This window comes from Pseudomonas sp. 20P_3.2_Bac5 (assembly GCF_025466035.1).
GTDB lineage: Bacteria > Pseudomonadota > Gammaproteobacteria > Pseudomonadales > Pseudomonadaceae > Aquipseudomonas.
Genome location: NZ_JANLOA010000030.1, coordinates 22,490 through 40,005, shown reverse-complemented (window position 1 = coordinate 40,005; position 17,516 = coordinate 22,490). Strand labels below are relative to the sequence as shown.

General features: G+C 64.3%; 10 protein-coding genes and 1 pseudogene. 4 read left to right on the top strand and 7 right to left on the bottom strand.

The genetic code is table 11. The annotated features are described in order from the left end of the window. Positions 1-8 precede the first annotated feature (8 nt). Complete coding sequence (locus NTD88_RS05375; RefSeq protein ID WP_110972977.1) at positions 9-1,493, bottom strand: aldehyde dehydrogenase family protein; 1,485 nt, start codon at positions 1,491-1,493, stop codon at positions 9-11. A 270-nt stretch (positions 1,494-1,763) separates the two neighbouring features. Here NTD88_RS05375 and NTD88_RS05370 point away from each other — a divergent pair, with 270 nt between their 5' ends. The 3 genes from NTD88_RS05370 (at position 1,764) to NTD88_RS05360 (ending at position 6,178) form a co-directional block, all read left to right on the top strand. After that, positions 1,764-2,933, top strand: coding sequence for a p-hydroxyphenylacetate 3-hydroxylase oxygenase component (locus NTD88_RS05370; protein WP_262154203.1), 1,170 nt, complete (start codon positions 1,764-1,766; stop codon positions 2,931-2,933). A 68-nt stretch (positions 2,934-3,001) separates the two neighbouring features. Continuing rightward, on the top strand, positions 3,002-3,946 hold the full coding sequence (locus NTD88_RS05365; protein WP_262127739.1) for a p-hydroxyphenylacetate 3-hydroxylase reductase component: 945 nt from the start codon (positions 3,002-3,004) through the stop codon (positions 3,944-3,946). A 138-nt stretch (positions 3,947-4,084) separates the two neighbouring features. After that, a complete protein-coding gene (locus NTD88_RS05360) occupies positions 4,085-6,178 on the top strand; it encodes a TonB-dependent siderophore receptor (protein WP_262154204.1) in 2,094 nt (697 codons plus the stop codon). Positions 6,179-6,294: 116 nt separating this feature from the next. Here the strand turns inward: NTD88_RS05360 and NTD88_RS05355 are convergent, their stop codons facing one another. The 6 genes and pseudogenes from NTD88_RS05355 to NTD88_RS05330 all read right to left on the bottom strand — a co-directional run bounded on the left by NTD88_RS05355 (position 6,295) and on the right by NTD88_RS05330 (position 15,821). Next, positions 6,295-6,684 carry a VOC family protein gene (locus tag NTD88_RS05355; RefSeq protein ID WP_262154205.1) on the bottom strand — a complete coding sequence of 130 codons (390 nt, stop codon included), beginning with the start codon at positions 6,682-6,684 and terminating at the stop codon, positions 6,295-6,297. Between the two features lie 30 nt (positions 6,685-6,714). After that, on the bottom strand, positions 6,715-8,661 hold the full coding sequence (locus tag NTD88_RS05350; protein ID WP_262127742.1) for a DNA topoisomerase III: 1,947 nt from the start codon (positions 8,659-8,661) through the stop codon (positions 6,715-6,717). A 142-nt stretch (positions 8,662-8,803) separates the two neighbouring features. Next, entirely contained in the window at positions 8,804-10,813 is a 2,010-nt protein-coding gene (locus NTD88_RS05345; RefSeq protein ID WP_262154206.1) for a hypothetical protein, read from the bottom strand. A 12-nt stretch (positions 10,814-10,825) separates the two neighbouring features. Continuing rightward, positions 10,826-12,535, bottom strand: coding sequence for an alpha-keto acid decarboxylase family protein (locus NTD88_RS05340; protein WP_262154207.1), 1,710 nt, complete (start codon positions 12,533-12,535; stop codon positions 10,826-10,828). Then, positions 12,532-14,301: a flavin monoamine oxidase family protein gene (locus NTD88_RS05335; RefSeq protein WP_143502169.1), complete on the bottom strand. Its 1,770-nt coding sequence runs from the start codon at positions 14,299-14,301 to the stop codon at positions 12,532-12,534. Before NTD88_RS05335 ends, NTD88_RS05340 begins: the two co-directional genes overlap by 4 nt. Positions 14,302-14,543: 242 nt before the next feature. Further along, positions 14,544-15,821: pseudogene (locus NTD88_RS05330) on the bottom strand (bifunctional O-acetylhomoserine aminocarboxypropyltransferase/cysteine synthase). A gap of 174 nt (positions 15,822-15,995) precedes the next feature. Between NTD88_RS05330 and NTD88_RS05325 the strand changes: the two are divergent. Beyond that, positions 15,996-17,459, top strand: a complete 1,464-nt coding sequence (locus tag NTD88_RS05325) for a SulP family inorganic anion transporter (protein ID WP_262154208.1) — start codon at positions 15,996-15,998, stop codon at positions 17,457-17,459. Positions 17,460-17,516 lie beyond the last annotated feature (57 nt).

Here is a 17,516-nt window from a genome sequence, read left to right as displayed (position 1 = left end):
CGGCCCAATCAGTAGCGAATCATCACCGACTTCAGCTCGGTGTAATCCTCGATGAACGCCCCACCGAATTCACGCCCGACACCCGAGGCCTTGATCCCGCCAAACGGCACCGCCGGGTCCAGCAGGGTGTGCATGTTTACCCACAAGGTGCCGGCCTGGACCCTTGGAATCAGGCGCATCGCCTTGCCCAGGTCGTTGGTCCAGAGGCTGGCACTGAGGCCGTAGGGGCTGTCGTTCATCAGCGCGACCAACTCCTCTTCGTCGTCGTAGGCGAGGAAGGTCGCCACCGGGCCGAAGGTTTCCTCGGTCATCAGGCTGTCCTTCGCCGAGTTGGCCAGGATCACGGTCGGCTCGACATAGCAGCCCGGGCCGTCGATCAGCTTGCCGCCATGCAGAATGGTGCTGCCTTCGGCGCGGGCCTTGGCGAACAGCTGGCCAAGCTTGGCCTGGTGCTGCTTGTTGGTCACCGGGCCGAACTCGCTGGCTTCATCCAGCGGCGAGCCGATCTTCAACTGGCTCAGGCGCTCGCTCAGGCGGCGGGTGACCGCGTCGATCTGCGAGCGGTGCACGTAGAAGCGCTCGGCGGCGGCGCAGATCTGCCCGGAGTGCAGGAAGCCCGCTTCGATGATGCCGTTGACCGCGGTTTCCACATCCACATCCGGCAGGAAGCCCGCTGCGTTCTTGCCGCCCAGTTCCAGGGTGGCGCGGGTCAGGTTGGCGGCCATGGCGGTCTGGCCCACGGCGAGGCCGGTGGGCACCGAGCCGGTGAAGGAAACTTTGTCGGTGTGCGGGTGCTCGATCAGCGCCTTGCCGACACCGCCGGCACCGGTGACCACGTTGAGCACGCCCGCCGGCAGGCCGGCGTCGATCGCCAGTTCAGCGATGCGCAGGATGGTCAGCGGGGTGAATTCGCTGGGCTTGATGATCACGCTGCAGCCGGTGACCAGCGCCGAGGCCAGTTTCCAGATGGCGATCATGGTGGAGAAGTTCCACGGCACGATGCCCACCACCACGCCAATCGGCTCGCGCAGGGTGAAGGCGGTGTAGCGCTCGCCGTTGAACGAAGGCAACGACGGGGTGATGGTCTGGCCGCTGATCTTGGTCGCCCAGCCAGCGTAGTAGCGCAGGAAGTGCGCAGCCTGGGCGACTTCGAAGTGGCGCGAAATCTGGATCAGTTTGCCGGACTGGCAGGTTTCGATCTGGGCCAGCTCTTCGGCGTTCTGTTCGATCAGGTCGGCCAGTTTCAGCAGCACGCTGCCGCGCACTGCCGGTGCGGCCTGCGACCACTGGGCGAAGCCCGCGCGGGAGGAGGCCACGGCGCTGTCGATGTCGTGCTGGTTGGCTTCGCCGACGCGGCTGATGACTTCGCCGCTGGCCGGGTCGATCACGTCCAGGTGACGACCGCTGCCGGAGGCCTGCGCGCGGCCGTCGATGAACAGGCCGTGGTCACGCTGGAAGAACGCCTGGACGGCAGGCAGGAGAGAAATGGTCATGAGGTGTACCTGTGCAAATAGGCAAAGCCGGCACCCTAGCGCAGGCCCGCGTGGGTGACTTGACTGAGCCTGCCAGCCCTACATGACCGGGTCTGCCAGCGCGTTCGGCGGTTGTCCGACGGCGGGGCAGGGTTGGCCATGGAAAGTACAATTTTGTCTCTGGAAGGTGCATTTTCAGCGTGGCGGACGCCTCCCATACTGGCCCCGAATCCGCAGCGGCCTGTGTAGTCACCAGGCCCGATGGACATCCAATAATAAGCAGGGCCACTCATGAAAAAGCCAAACCCGCTGCTCGAAGACCTCAAGTCGGTACTGCCGACCATAGCCGCCAATGCCGCCCGTGCCGAAAAAGACCGCATGGTTCCCGCCGAGAACATCGCCCTGCTCAAGGGGATCGGCCTGCACCGCGCCTTCCTGCCCAAGCCTTATGGCGGCATGGAAATCTCCCTGCCGGAGTTCACCGATTGCATCGCGCTGCTGGCCGGCGCCTGCGCCAGCACCGCCTGGGCCATGAGCCTGCTGTGCACCCATAACCACCAACTGGCGATGTTCCCGGCCAAGTTGCAGGAAGAAATCTGGGGCGTGAACCCGGACCACACCGCCAGCAGCAGCATCGCGCCGTTCGGTCGTGTCGAAGAGGTTGAAGGCGGCCTGCTGTTCAGCGGCGAAATGGGCTGGAGCAGCGGTTGCGATCACGCCGAGTGGGCCATCGTCGGCTGCCGTCGCGCTAACGCCGAAGGCACCCAGGACTACTGCTTCGCCGTGCTGCCGCGCAGCGACTACGAAATCCGTGACGACTGGTTCGCCGCCGGCATGAAAGGCAGCGGCACCAAGACCCTGATCATCGACAAGGCCTTCGTCCCCGAGCACCGCATCCAGAAAGCCAAGGACATGATGGAAGGCAAGTCCGCCGGCTTTGGTCTGTACCCGGACAGCAAGATTTTCTACTCCCCGTACCGTCCGTACTTCGCCGTGGGCTTCGCCACCATCAGCCTGGGCATCGCCGAGCGCATGCTCGAAGCCTTCCGCGAGAAGACCAAGAACCGCGTGCGCGCCTACACCGGTGTCAGCGTTGGTGCCGCGACCCCTGCGCTGATGCGCTTGGCCGAGTCGACCCACCAGGTTGCCGCCGCCCGTGCCTTCCTCGAAAAGACCTGGCAGGACCACGCCGACCACGGCGCCCGCAAGGAATACCCGGACCGCGAGACCCTGGCGTTCTGGCGTACCAATCAGGCTTACGCGGTGAAGATGTGCATCCAGGCCGTGGACCGTCTGTACGAAGCTGCCGGCGGCACCTCGTGGTTCGAGAGCAACGAGCTGCAGCGCCTGTGGCGTGACTCGCACATGACCGGTGCGCATGCCTACACCGACTACGATGTCTGCGCGCAGATTCTGGGTCGCGAGTTGATGGGCCTCGAGCCTGATCCGAGCATGGTCTGACGCTCGATCTTCTCTCTCTCATAAAAACAAATCACGGTTGCCCGTTGCGGGCAGCCGGGGAGTCTTGCATGTCCAATGAAACCGTTGCGGCCTTCGACAGCCGTGCCTTCCGCCGCGCCTTAGGCAACTTCGCCACCGGCGTTACCGTGGTCACCGCCGATGATGGCGCGGGCAACAAGGTCGGCGTTACAGCCAACAGCTTCAACTCGGTGTCCCTCGATCCGGCGCTGATCCTCTGGAGCCTCGACAAGCGCTCCACGAGCCTTGCGACCTTCGAGGCGGCCAGCCATTTCGCGGTGAATATTCTCGCCGCCGACCAGATCGACCTGTCCAACAACTTCGCCAAGCCGCGGGATGACCGTTTCGCCGGCATTGCGCACGAAGCGGGTGCGGGCGGGGCGCCGATCCTGCTGGACTGCTCGGCCAACTTCCAGTGCGAGAAGTACCAGATCCTCGACGGTGGTGATCACTGGATCATGATCGGCAAGGTGGTGGCGTTCGAAGACTGCGGGCGTTCGCCGTTGCTGTATCACCAGGGCGCGTATTCCATGGTCCTGCCGCACACCCGCATGACCCGCCGCGAAGAAGGCCAGCCACCGAGCAGCAACTTCCAGGGGCGCCTGAGCCACAACCTGTACTACCTGATGACCCAGGCCCTGCGGGCTTATCAAACCAGCTACCAGCCGCGGCAACTGTCCAGTGGCCTGCGCACCAGCGAAGCGCGGATGCTGATGGTGCTGGAGAACGATGCCGGTTTGAGCCTCACCGACCTGCAACGCGAAGTGGCAATGCCCGCGCGGGAAATCGATGAAGCGGTGGCCAACCTGACCCGCAAGGGCCTGGTCAGCGGTAGCGAGGAGGGCGGCAATGTGCGCCTCACCGTAGGCGGCATCGACCAGACCGAAGCGCTGTGGACCATCGCTCGCGAGCAGCAGGACACGGTGTTTGGCGAGTTCAGCGAAGAGCAGATCGAGACGTTCAAGACGGTACTCAAGGCTGTGATTCGCGGTTGAATCTTGAGGGTCTTATCGCTGTTTTCCCCAGCGATAAGACCCTCAAGTGAGTTACTGAAACCCAATCCCCCACAAACCCGATGGTGTCATTCTGCTCCTGAATTGTTATGTTATTACATCAAAAACTCAGGAGCCCCCATGAACTACCCCATTGGAAGGTTGTACCTCGGCCTGTCTGCCGGCCTGCTGAGCCTGCCCGCGACGGCGCAGGACACGGTGTTGCTCGATGCCGTCAGCGTCACCGAGCGCCGTATCGAAGAGCGCGCCGATGGTCCGGTGCAGGGCTATCGCGCTACCCGCTCTGCTACCGCGACCAAAACCGACACCGATATCCGCGACACCCCGCAAGCCATCAGCGTGGTGCCGGCGCAGGTACTCGAAGACCTCAACAGCACCCGCATCGACCGCGCCCTGGATTTTGCCGGCGGCGTGTCGCGGCAGAACAACTTCGGCGGCCTGACCTTCCTCAACTACAGCGTGCGCGGCTTCACCACGGGCGAGTTGTACAAGAACGGCTTCGCCATCAACCGCGGCAGCTACAGCGCGCCAGACACCTCGACCATCGAACGCATCGAAGTGCTCAAGGGCCCGGCCGCCAGTCTCTACGGCCGTGGCGATCCGGGCGGGCTGGTGAATATCGTCAGCAAGAAACCCCAGGTCGATGCCTTCACCACGTTCAAGGCCAGCGCCGGCAGTTGGGATCGCTACCGCAGCAGTCTGGACGTGAACACCCCGCTGAGCGACGACGGCAGCCTGCTGTCGCGGGTCAACCTGGCGGTCGAAGACAACGGCAGCTTCCGTGACCACGTGGACGGTCGCCGCAAGATCGTCAGCCCGTCGCTGAGCTGGCAATTGAGCCCCGACACCCTGTTGTCTCTCGACAGCGAATTCTCCCGCACCGAATCGGTGTTCGACCGCGGCATCCCGGCGGTGAACAACGAACTGGGCCCGGTCGCCCGTTCCACCTTCATCGGCGAACCCAACGACGGCCGCATCCGCAACGACAACCAGACCCTCGACCTGGCGCTGGAGCATCACCTCAACGACAGTTGGAAACTGCGTCTGGCCAACCACTACACCCAGGGCACGTTGCGCGGAAACAGCTCGGAGCCGTCGCGGGTGGTGGGCAGCCAGATCAGCCGCTTCTACCGCGAACGCAATTTCGAGTGGAACGACAACATCACCCAGGCCGAGCTTCACGGCCAGTTCGACCTGGCCGGCTGGCAGCACCAGAGCCTGATCGGCCTGGAGTACGAGAACTACCGCAACAGCCAGAAATACCCGCAGAGCGTCACCGGCTTCGGCTACGGCCTGGATATTTTCAATCCGGTCTACGGCCAGCCGAAGCCGGCACTGGTCAACCCCAACGACTTCTTCGAACGCACTGAAAGCTACGCGTTGAACCTGCAAGATCAGATCGCCTTCACCGAGCGCCTGCGCGGGCTGGTGGGCGTGCGTCTGGAGCGGATCGAGCAGACCGCGCAGAACCGCGCCACCGGGGTCAGCAATAGCCAGGAAAAGGATGTCGCCACCCCACGCCTGGGCCTGCTTTACCAACTGACGCCCGAGGTCGGCGTATTCGCCAACGCCTCCACTTCGTTCAAGCCCAACAGCATGGGCACTCGGGGCCAGGTCTACAAACCGGAGAAGGGCATCGGCTACGAGACCGGGCTCAAGCTGGATCTGTTCGACAGCCGGCTCGGCGCCACGCTGGCGCTGTTCCATATCGACAAGGAAAACGTCATCACCACCGACGCTTTCGGCGACAGCATCGCCGCCGGCAAGGCCCGCAGCCAAGGTGTGGATCTGCAGTTCAGCGGCCAGCTCAGCGACGCCGTGCGGGTGATCGGCGCCTACGCCTACATCGATGCCGAAGTGACCAAGGGTGACGCGGCCCTGCCCAAGGGCAGCGACCTGCTCGGTATTCCTCAGCACAGCGGCAGCCTGATGGCGGTGTATGAGTTCCAGGACGGGGCGCTGCGGGGTTCGAACTTTGGCGCTTCGGCCAACTATGTCGGCGAACGTTCAGGACAGGCCGGCAGCAGCTTCCGTTTACCGGCCTATAGCACGGTTGATCTGTTGGCCCACTACAAGGCGAGCGAGCAGCTCACCCTGGGCCTGAACCTGAACAACCTGTTTGACCGCAAGTATTACGAGCGGGGGTATAACGCGGCGTGGAACATGCCCGGGGATCCGCGGAACCTCAGCCTGAGCCTGGCGCTCAGTCTTTGAGGTGAGGCTGAGGGCCTGATCGCCGCGGTTCGGCGCCCCGACAAGCCGGCTCCTACAGGTTCTGCGTCATGCCTGTGAGATGTGTAAATGCCTACGCAGCGATAGGGCCCGCGCAGTCACCCCACAGGCGTACACAACTCCACCAGAATCCCCGCCGGACAACGCACCCAGGACACGGTCTGGCCCCAGGGTTTGGTCTGCGGTGCCGTCAACTCCACGGCCCCGGCAGCCAACGCCCTGGCGTGCGCCGCCGCCACCTCATCGGTCACCAGGCCGATCTCCATGCCCAGTGGCCGCTGGCTTTCGCTGGCGGCGAGCACGCCGCCTTCGAAATTCGCCTCGCCCAGTTCCAGCGACGCAAACGCCAGGGTGGTCGCCCCGGTGTCCAGTTCGCCGTAGTCACCGCCTTCATGCAGAAAGCGCGGGGTCAGGCCGAAGGCGTTTTCGAAGAAGGCCAACGAGGCCGGGACGTCCGCGACGTAGGCGATGGTGTAGCCGAGTTTCATGAGGATCTTCCTTGAGTCGGTAAGAGAGGATCAGGCCTTTTTCGCCCGAGGTTTTCGTGGCCGCTTGGTCGTTGCGGCAGTGCTGCTGCTCTTGCGCTTCTTCTTCCACGGCGAACCGCCACGCCCCGCCGGCGTCGCCGGGCCGGAGATGGTCAGGCTCATGCCGGCACAACGTTCCACCTGCTTGCTCATCCACGCCGACTGTTTGGCGACGAAGGTTTCCAGGGTCATTTCACCGCTCTGCACCATGTCCAGCGCCTGTTCCCAGATTGCCGTGGTGCCGGGGTCGGCGATGGCACGGGGCACCGCGTCGATCAGGCTGAAAGCGGCCGGGGTGGCATTGAGTGCCTTGCCGTTCTTCACCATGTAGCCACGGTCCAGCAGGCCCTGGATGATCCCGGCGCGGGTGGCTTCGGTGCCGATGCCGGTGGTGTCCTTGAGTTTCTGCTTGAGCCGCGGATCGTCCACCAGCTTGGCGACGTTCTTCATCGCCTTGATCAGGTCGCCTTCGGTGAAGGGCTTGGGCGGTTGGGTCCAGAGGTCTTTCAGGTTGACCTCGCGCACCTCGCACCATTGCCCCTTGTTCAACGTCGGCAACACCTGCGGCGCTGGCGCCTCGCGGCCTTTGGGCGGGGTCAGGGCTTCAGGCAGGGCACGACGCCAGCCCGGCTCGACGATCTGCTTGCCCACCGCCCGCAGGGCCTGGCCGCCACAATCGAAGTCGGCCTGGGTGCGGTCGTATTCATGGTTGGGCAGGAACTGCGCCAGGTAGCGGGCGCGGATCAATGTATAGACCGCCTTGTGTTTGCCCGGCAGACGGTTCGGATCGATGGCCGCGGCGGTGGGGATGATGCCGTGGTGGGCGCTGACTTTCGCGTCGTTCCAGGCCCGGGAACGGCGTTGCGGCTCCAGGTACGGCTGCAGCGGCGCCAGCGATGAATCGGCGCGAGTCAGGGCGGCGAGGATTGCCGGAGCTTCGCTGTGCTGACTCAGGGGCAGGTAGCCGCAATCGCTGCGCGGGTAGGTGATGACCTTGTGGGTTTCATAAAGCGCCTGGGCGATGTCCAGGGTTTCCTGGGCGCCGAGGCCGAGTTTCTTCGAGCAGACTTCCTGCAGGGTGCCAAGGTCGAAGGCCAGCGGCGCAGCTTCGCGCACGCGCTCGGTTTTGATTGCCACCACCTGCGCCGAACCCGCGCCATTGATTGCGGCGGCGGCCTGTTGCGCCAGTTCCTGCTTAAGACAGCGACCCTGGTCGTCGCAGGCATCGTCCGGTGCGCGCCACTGCGCGGTGAAGACGGTACCGGCGCTGTCCAGTTGCACATCGATGGCCCAGAACGGCACCGGCACGAAGTCGGCGATGCTGCGATCGCGGTCCACCACCAGGCGCAGGGTCGGGGTCTGCACCCGGCCCACTGGCAATACGCCTTGGTAGCCGGACTGGCGGCCGAGCAGGGTGAACAGCCGGCTCATGTTCATGCCGATCAGCCAGTCGGCGCGCGAGCGACCGAGGGCCGAGTGGTACAGGCTGAAGGTTTCGGCGCCGGGCTTGAGGCTGGCCAGAGCCTTGCGGATCGAGGCGTCGTCCAGCGCCGACAGCCACAAGCGGCGGATGGGTCCGCGGTAGCGGCAGTGTTCCACCAGTTCCCGGGCGATCATCTCGCCTTCACGGTCGGCGTCGGTGGCGATCACCAGTTCCGCGGCCTCGCCCAGCAGGCGCTTGACTGCCTTGTACTGGCTGGCGGTCTTGGGTTTGACCTGCATTTTCCACTGGCTCGGGACGATCGGCAGGTCTGCCAGCACCCAGCGTTTGTAGCGGGCGTCGTAGGCGTCGGGCGGGGCGGTTTCCAGGAGGTGGCCGATGCACCAGGTCACGGTCACGCCGGTGCCGACCCAGCAGCCATCGCCGCGGCGGTTGGCGCCGAGGACCTTGGCAATATCCTTGGCCTGGGAAGGCTTTTCGCAGAGGAACAGGCGCATGTGCCGGGGCGGAGTCCTGGGGGAAAGAAGGCCCTAGGATGCTCAGGAAGTGCGGTTGAGGCAAGTTTTATCTGTATGGATGTACAGCCATCGCTGGCAACCCAGCTCCCACAGGGGAGCTGGGTTTGCGGACGATAATGCTTCAGGGCGCCGCGCTCACCGTCGCATTGCGCCACGCATTCTGCAGCTTCTGCTCCAGCTCCAGGCTGACGCTCTTGCCCTTCTGCGCCTGCAACGCCAGCTTCAGGCCATTCAGCGAACGCCCGCTCAAGCGGTTTTCGCTGAGGTCTTCGCTGAACACCTTTTCCGCGTCCGCCGCCTTGCCTTGCGCCAGCAGCGCATAGCCGAGGGATTCGCGGACGGTGTAGTACCAGTCCGGCGGCTCGTTGTACCAGAGCCCGTCCTGCACTTCGACCGCCTTGCGCCAGGCCGCGATGGTCTGCGCCTTGTTGTCGTCCTGCAGCGCACCGAGGTCATCGGCCAGCACGTTGCCGTGCTCGCCAAGCGCCTTGGCGCTGGCCTGCTGGACGTCCTTGAGCACCAATTTGCCAGCGGTGCTGTCCTGGGCCTTGGTGAACAGGATCAGGTTGGCCAGGCGCAGCAGTTGAATGGCGTCGTTGTTGCCATATTTCAGCGCGGCGTTCCCGTCTTCCTGCAGGACGCTGCCGACCTTGCCCCAGAAATCGCCCAACGCCTCGACGGCCTTGCCGCTGTCCAGGTTGGCGCCGAGCTTCTGGTACGCCGCGGCATAGCTTTCCATGATCCGTGTGTACGGCATGGTCAGCGCCACCCAGTTCTGATCGGCCTTGGCGCAGGTCTCGTTGATCTTCGCCAGGCCGCTGCTGATGTTCGGCTTGATCCGCTCCAGCGCATCCCAGTCCTGGAAACGCACGGCGTAGTAGTAGGGCACCGCGTAGAAGTAGTCGGACTTGGTTTTCAGCTCCTGCGGGTACTGCTTGCAGAGGAATTCCGACGAGGCATTCAGCGTGGTGTTGTCCACCAGTTCGCTGGCCATGTTCATGGCTTCGTTCTTGCGCCCTTCGATGGACAGGGTCCAGGTCAGGAAGTGGATGTTGTGCCCCAGGTAGTGCAGCAGGTACGGGCTCTGCGGCTGAACCTGGTTGGCGTAGGCCCGGTCCACCGACACCGCCGCGTAGTTGGTGGCGCTGGACAGCGCGTTGTTGCCGGTGCGCTGGTAGATGTGCGAGGCCATGTGGATCAGGTGACCCACCGCCGGGTTGAGCGTGCGGAAGCGATCGGCCATGGGCAGGCCGCTGTCGGGGAACGGCGACTCTTCAATGGCGTGGATGTAGAAGTGGTTGGCGCCGGAGTGGTTCTCGTCCGCCACGAGGATGCGGTTCAGCACTTGCAGCGCCTCGTAGGCTTCGTTGGTCGGGTCGACCTTGTCGGAGGTCGCCTCGACGCCTTTCCACCATTTCCACGGGGCGATGTTGAGCAGGGCGTCGGCGTACAGGGCGGCGGCATCGAGGTCGTCGAAGTATTTCTCGGACAACGCTTTCATCTTCGCCGCGTAGCGCTTCTTGCCGTCGAGGGACAGGCCGATCTGGTCGCCTTTCTCGTCGTACTGGCTGAGGAACGCTTCGGCATAGGCCACTTCGCGATCCAATTGCGCGGTGCTGAATCCGGCGGGCGGTTTGGCCTGGCGGTTTTGCGCGTTCTGCAAGGCCAGCCGGGCGGTCAGGTTGGCCAGTTGGTCGCAGCCCTGGGTGGCGTCGGTGTTGATGTTGGAACTGGCCGACAGCGCCACGCCCCACAGCGGCATCGCCGAGCCGTCATCGAGCTGGTAAGCCTGGTAGAAGGCGCGGATGGCTTCGCCGAAGTTGAAGCCGTATTGCAAGGCCATGCCCTGGCTGTAGAAGGCTTGCACCTGTTCGGCGTCTTTCAAGGCCACCAAGTCATAACGGGCGCCGCCGAGGCCGGAGAGCAGATGGTCCTTGTCGGTGTCCGCGGCGCTGACGCACTGTTGCAGGGCCTGCTTGAGGTCGGTGTCGATGGGCAGTTTGCGGAAGAACACTTCTTCTGCCTCGGACTGGCTGTCGTTGCCGTGCATGCCGTGACCCTGGGCATTGAGCGGCAACGCAGCCAGCAGTGCGCAGGCGATCGCCGTGCGCACGCTGGTGTTTCGATCCATGAAACGAACTCCTTACTTGCTCGGTTTTTTCGGCGGCCTTGCCAGCCGGTCGATCTGGATGGCGAGGTCTTTCTCGCTGATTTTCACTTCCACGAGGGCCGGGCGGTCCTTCAGCGCCAGCAGGTGCGGCAGCAGCTCCTGCAACTGGGCGACGGTCTCGATGCGGTAACCCAGCGCGCCATAGCCTTCGGCCAGCGCCGGGTAGTTCAGGCTCGGCAGGGTATCGAACGGGGCGAACTGGCCTTCCGGGTCGAACGCATCGATATCGACGAAGGCCTGCTCGATGGCATACACCTGGTTGCTCATGACGAACACCAGCGCATTGACCTTGTTGCGCGCCAGCGCCGCCAGCGACTGGGTGACCATCATGAAGCCGCCGTCGCCGGCCACTACGATCGGCCGCCGTCCGCTGCCCAGCGCCACGCCCAGCGCGCAGCCGGTTTCATGGCCGAGGGAGCCCCAGATGGCGTCGGAGAGGAAGCTGTCGCGGGGCATGCCCTGGATGTTGCTGGACACGTACAGCGACGAGCTTTCACCGAGGATCAGCGTGCTGGTTTCCCAGACGCGATGTTCCTGGGCGAATTCCACCAAAGTGTCGAAGAAGTTCGCGTAGCTCAGCGCGGCGTCGGCATCGGCATCGGCATTGCTGGTGCGCAACAGCGCTTGCGGGGCGCCCAGGGGAACATCGTGGCGCGGGAAGCGCCCGTCCAGGTCCAGCGCCTTGAGCAGCGCGTCGACGTAGTCCGGCAGGCGCACGTTGGGGTAGTAGTCCGGGCCGGTGCGGGCCAGGTCGCAGTTGACCTGGATGATGCTGTCGAAGCGGGTGTTGAGCAGGTCCAGGTAGTCGTCGGTGAAGATCACCCCGATCGCCAGGATGCAGTCGCACTCGTCCACCGCCTTCGAGGTTTCCAGGCGCGAGGCGGGGCCGGCGAAGGTGCCAATGAAGGCGTGCTGGCTTTCGTCGAGCACGGTCTTGGCGTCCAGGGTGCTGCTGAACGGCAGGCCGAGGCCGTCAATCAGCCATTGCACCTGGCCTTGCAGGTCATAGCGCATGACTTCCACGCCTAGCAGCACCAGCGGCTTTTTCGCCTGGCTCAGGCGCTGCACGGTGTTGGCCACCAATGCCTGCAAGGCGTCGTGGTTGGAGGGCCGCGGTTCCGGGCTCAGTTGGCCGTGGGGACGGGCGCATTCCAGGCTCCAGACGTCCTGCCAGGCTTCCAGGTAGACCGGCTGGCGATGGGTGATGGCGGCGATCAGCGCGCTGTCGATCTGCCAGGGCGCCTGGCGGGCGTCGGACAGGATCTCGCAGGCCACGGTGACCTGTTCCAGCACATTGCGGTCGGCTTCGAAGTTGCCGGTGGAGTGGTGGAACAGCACGTTCTGGGTTTTCGCCTGTTCGCGGTTTTTGGTCGACGGGCTGGCGGAAATCACCACCACCGGGTTGCGCTCGACGAAGGCACCGGCGATGGCGTTGACCGCGCTGAAGGTGCCCACGCCGTATTGCAGCGACACCGCGCCGAGGCCGTGAACCCGCGCGTAGCCATCGGCGGCATAGCCGGCGCCCATTTCGAAGACCTCGCCCACCGCATCGATGCCGTCGAAGGCTTCGAGGGCATCCATGAAGCCGGACACGTAGTCACCCGGCACCTGAAACACTTTGGTCAGGCCCAGTTCCTTGAGCCGGGTCAGTAGGTAGTCGGCAACGCTGAACTCGACGCTCATGGTTTGATCCCCGTGTAGGCGAACTCGGTGACGGCTTCCAGGGTGCCCGCGCAGTCTTTGCATGGCAGCGGCGCCGGGTCGACGATATCGGTCGGGCCGGGTTCCGGCAGCAGTTGATAGGCCGCTGGCAGCCAGCTTGGCCGGGCCAGGCCGAAGAAGTCCTGCAGGGTCGATTCGGCGGTGGTCAGCGCGCCTTCGACCCAGCCCTGGCCGTAGGAATAGGCTTCACCGACGATGTACACCGCCTGCTCCTGCACCGGATGGCGCATGTTCTGGATGATCAGGTCGAGGCGGAAGTTGGCTTTCCATTCGTGCCAGCCGCCGCCGTACGGGTCGGTGTCCCAGGCGTGGTAGACGGCGGAGTAAGGCGCCGGCAGCTCGACCTGATCGTGCAGCGAGGTGACCTGGCGCTGGGCGATACGGACCATCTCGTCGCTGACCTGGTTCTGGGTTTTCGGCACGATCTCGTTGGCATCGACGCGGCCCAGCAGGCTCTTGGGCTGGTAGCCTTCGAACGGCAGGCCGCCTTCCAGGCCCTTCCAGAACGGCACGGTGCCGATGTCGTTGTAGGAGGCCATCAGCAGCGAGTTGAGGCTCGGCTCACCACCGTCCTGCTCGCACTCGGTGCCCATGTAGTAGCACTGGCGGATCGGCAGGTCGGTGACCGAGCGGCCAGCCACCAGGCCGAGGCTGCGCCACCAGGGTTGTTCGTAGGCGAGGAACAGCTTGAACGCCGATTGCACCAGCACCGAACCGAGGTTTTTTTTCAGCCACGGGTCCTGGAACAGCGGCGACTCGATCAGCTCCAGCGAACGCCGCGGCATGGCCAGGATCACCTGGCGGGCGTGGACGATCTGTTCCGGGACGTCGAGGTCGGTGGTGGTGCCGTCGATCGTCTGGGTCGGCTGGAAGTGCAGGCGGTACGGGTATTCGGTGTCATCGCTGTATTGCAGCGACGCCAGGCGGCGGTTCAACTGCACGCGCTGTTCGCCAGGGACCAGGCCGCCGGGCACGGCCTTGAAGCGTTCGTTGAGGGTCAGCGGCAGGGTCTGGAAGCCGGTTTTCAGGGTCAGGAACTTGGTGTCGTCGCTGTATTCGGTGGCGGGCAACTGGGTCACGGCGCTGGCGTTGGCGACGTTGGCCTCGTAGCCACCGGCGTCCTTCATGAACTGATAGCCCTCGTTGCTCAACACGCGGTAGAGCAGGTCCCAGAAGCCATAGCGCCAGATTTCCTTGCCGAACACCTTGACCTGCATCTGGTCGGCCAGGCTGAGCTGGTCGAAGCCGGGGTAGATGCTGTTCATCACCTTGACTTGCAGGTCCTCGGGGCCGAAACCGCGCTCGGACCAGGCCAGGTTGTAAGGGATCTTGTCCGGTGACTCGGTGAAGTCACGGAAGCGGAAGCGCTGGCCACGCAGGTAGAACAGGTTGTTCTTGGCGCCGACCGGATGGTCTTCGGGCTGCTCGTTGCCCATCGGAAAATCTTTCTTGGGCAGTTCGAGGAAATCCACCAGCTTGTCGACCATGACGTGGCCACCGGTGTCGTCCTCGGTGGCCGGCATCCAGCGCATGCCGCCGACTTCAGCGACGACATTGGGCAGACCGGGGAGGGTGATGCTGAAGAGCCGGCCACCGATGCGGTCGCCGTATTCGAACAACTGGATTCGCTGATGATCGCCTTGCGCCTCTTGCAGGCGCCACGCGCTGTAGGTTCCCGATACACCGCCGCCGATGATGGCGACATCCAATGGCTGGGTCTGACTCATCGCCTATATCCCTATGTTGTGTGGGCAAGGATTTCCATGCGGGAGGCAGTATTGACGAGCTTGGTGACAATGCCAATCTGCTATCACTGATTTTTTTGCAGGTGATCGCGGACGCGGCGAAGGCCAATGAAACCGGGGCTTTGGCGGGAAATTTGGTATGTGCGCAAGGTAACGCGGGCGGGCCGCTCAAGCTCGCGCCCGCCGTGATTATTGGGAGGGGCGCAGCCTGGGGTCGCGAAGGCTTACAGGCGGCTGGCGTCGAGGGCCTGTTGCAGATCCGCGATGATGTCGTCGCTGTGTTCGATACCGATGGACAGCCGCACCATGTCACGCGGTACGCCGGCTTTTTCCAGTTCTTCGTCGTTCAACTGGCGGTGGGTGGTGGAGGCCGGATGGCAGGCCAGGGACTTGGCGTCGCCGATGTTGACCAGGCGCACCACCAGTTTCAGCGCATCGATAAAGCGTGCGCCGGCTTCCTGGCCGCCCTTGATGCCGAACGACAGGATCGACGCGGGCTTACCCTCGGTGTAGCGCTTGGCCAGTTCGTGTTCCGGATGGTCCGGCAGGCCGGCGTATTTCACCCAGGCAACTTGATCGTGCTGTTGCAGGTAATGGGCGACTTTCAGCGCGTTCTCGGTGTGGCGTTCCATGCGCAGGGCCAGGGTTTCCAGGCCTTGCAGGATGAGGAAGGCGTTGAACGGCGAGAGCGCGGCGCCGGTGTTGCGCAGCGGCACCACGCGGCAGCGGCCGATGAACGCGGCGGGGCCGAAGGCTTCGGTGTAGGTCACGCCGTGGTAGGAGGCGTCCGGGGTGTTGAGCAGGGCGAAGCGCTGCTAGTGATCGGCCCAGGGGAATTTGCCCGAGTCGATGACGATGCCGCCGATGCTGGTGCCGTGGCCGCCGATGTACTTGGTCAGCGAGTGCACGATGATATCGGCGCCGTGTTCGAACGGCCGGCAGAGGATCGGCGTGGCCACGGTGTTGTCGACGATCAGCGGCACGCCGTGCCGGTGCGCGGCATCGGCCAGCGCCTGGAGGTCGACGATATTGCCCGCCGGGTTGCCGATGGACTCGCAGAACACCGCCTTGGTGCGCTCGTCGATCAGCGCTTCGAGGGCGGCGATGTCGTCGTGCGGGGCGAAGCGGGTCTGGATGCCGATCCGTGGCAGGGTGTGGGCCAGCAGGTTGTAGGTGCCGCCGTAGAGCTTGGCGACCGAGACGATGTTGTCACCGACTTCGGCCACGGTCTGGATCGCATAAGTGATGGCGGCCATGCCCGACGCCACCGCCAGCGCGCCGACCCCGCCTTCGAGGGCGGCCATGCGCTGCTCCAGCACATCGTTGGTGGGGTTCATGATCCGCGAATAGATATTGCCGGCCACCTTCAGGTCGAACAGATCGGCGCCGTGCTGGGTGTCGTCGAAGGCGAAAGAGGTGGTCTGGTAAATCGGTACGGCGACGGCCTTCGTGGTCGGGTCCGGGCTGAAACCCGCGTGGATGGCCAGTGTTTCCAGCTTCATTGCAGTCATTCCTTGAGCGTGGGTGGAGCGGGCGAGCATGGGGTGGCGGATTTGAATGGTCAATAGCCGCAGGCGGTGTAGGGGATTGAGTGGCGCCTGCGGGGTTCGCGGCGCTGTTGTGAATCCGGTAAGCTCGCCAGCGCTTTTTCCTCGCCTCACCCCACGGAATCCCCGATGTCTCAAACACACCCCAAATCCCGGGCCCTGCGTATTCGCAGTGATGTCCTGGCTGGCCTGACCACTTCTTTTGCGCTGGTGCCCGAGTGCATCGCCTTTGCCCTGGTCGCCCACCTCAATCCGCTGATGGGCCTGTACGGCGCGTTCATCATCTGCACCCTGACCGCGCTGTTCGGCGGCCGCCCGGGCATGGTCTCGGGAGCAGCCGGCTCGATGGCGGTGGTGATCGTCGCGCTGGTGGTGCAGCAGGGCGTGCAGTACCTGCTGGCGACGGTGTTGCTGGGCGGACTGTTGATGATCGCCTTCGGCCTGTTGCGCCTGGGCAAGCTGGTGCGGCTGGTGCCGTATCCGGTGATGCTCGGCTTCGTCAACGGCCTGGCGATTGTCATTGCCATGGCTCAACTGGAGCACTTCAAGAGCGGTGACACCTGGCTGCAAGGGCCGTCGTTGTGGCTGATGCTCGGCCTAGTCGGGCTGACCATGGCAGTGGTGTACGTGCTGCCGCGCCTGACCCGCGCGGTGCCGCCGGCACTGGTGGCGATCCTCGGCGTCGGCATGCTGGTCTACCTGTTCGACCTGCCGACCCGCACTCTCGGCGACATGGCCCACATCGCCGGCGGCCTGCCGTCGCTGGCGCTGCCACAGGTGCCGTGGAACCTGGAGACGCTGCGGATCATCGCGCCTTACGCGGTGCTGATGGCCCTGGTCGGCCTGCTGGAAACCCTGCTGACGCTGAACCTCACCGATGAAATCACCGAAAGCCGCGGCCACCCGGACCGCGAATGCGTGGCCCTCGGCGCGGCCAATATCGCCTCGGGGCTGTGCGGTGGCATGGGCGGCTGCGCGATGATCGGGCAGACCGTGATCAACCTCAGTTCCGGTGGTCGCGGGCGCTTGTCCGGGGTGGTGGCGGGGGTGATGATCCTGCTCTTCGTGCTGTTCCTCTCGCCGCTGATCGAGCGCATTCCGCTGGCGGCGCTGGTGGGGGTGATGTTCGTGGTGGCCCAGCAGACCTTTGCCTGGGCCTCGTTGCGGGTGCTGCACAAAGTGCCGCTGAGCGATGTGCTGGCGATCATCGCGGTGACGGTGGTCACGGTGTTCACCGATCTGGCCACGGCGGTGCTGTTCGGCATCGTTATCGCGGCGATCAACTTCGCCTGGCAGCAGGCTCGGGAGTTGTATGCCGACAGCCATCTGGAAGCCGACGGCAGCAAGCTGTACCGGATTCACGGGACGCTGTTTTTCGCTTCCAGCACACCGTTCCTCAACCAGTTCGACCCGGCCAACGACCCGGCGCAGGTGACCTTAGATTGCCAGCATTTGCGCGTGGTCGATTACTCGGCGATCGCCGCGTTGAAGACCTTGCGCGAGCGCTACGCCAAGGCGGGCAAGCATCTGCGGGTGGTGCATTTGTCGGAGCGGTGCAAGCAACTGTTGAAGCGGGCCGGGGCGGATCACTGAGGTTTATGGAGTGATCGAAGGGCCTCATCGCTGGCTTGTCGGGGCTCCGAACCGCAG

What these genes read in the sequence shown, in the direction of transcription:
- NTD88_RS05340 (WP_262154207.1), bottom strand. Translation starts at nt 12,535, where the DNA reads ATGAGCGTCGAGTTCAGCGTTGCCGACTACCTACTGACCCGGCTCAAG.
- NTD88_RS05350 (WP_262127742.1), bottom strand. Translation starts at nt 8,661, where the DNA reads ATGCGCCTGTTCCTCTGCGAAAAGCCTTCCCAGGCCAAGGATATTGCC.
- NTD88_RS05345 (WP_262154206.1), bottom strand. Translation starts at nt 10,813, where the DNA reads ATGGATCGAAACACCAGCGTGCGCACGGCGATCGCCTGCGCACTGCTG.
- NTD88_RS05360 (WP_262154204.1), top strand. Translation starts at nt 4,085, where the DNA reads ATGAACTACCCCATTGGAAGGTTGTACCTCGGCCTGTCTGCCGGCCTG.
- NTD88_RS05370 (WP_262154203.1), top strand. Translation starts at nt 1,764, where the DNA reads ATGAAAAAGCCAAACCCGCTGCTCGAAGACCTCAAGTCGGTACTGCCG.
- NTD88_RS05365 (WP_262127739.1), top strand. Translation starts at nt 3,002, where the DNA reads ATGTCCAATGAAACCGTTGCGGCCTTCGACAGCCGTGCCTTCCGCCGC.
- NTD88_RS05375 (WP_110972977.1), bottom strand. Translation starts at nt 1,493, where the DNA reads ATGACCATTTCTCTCCTGCCTGCCGTCCAGGCGTTCTTCCAGCGTGAC.
- NTD88_RS05355 (WP_262154205.1), bottom strand. Translation starts at nt 6,684, where the DNA reads ATGAAACTCGGCTACACCATCGCCTACGTCGCGGACGTCCCGGCCTCG.
- NTD88_RS05335 (WP_143502169.1), bottom strand. Translation starts at nt 14,301, where the DNA reads ATGAGTCAGACCCAGCCATTGGATGTCGCCATCATCGGCGGCGGTGTA.
- NTD88_RS05325 (WP_262154208.1), top strand. Translation starts at nt 15,996, where the DNA reads ATGTCTCAAACACACCCCAAATCCCGGGCCCTGCGTATTCGCAGTGAT.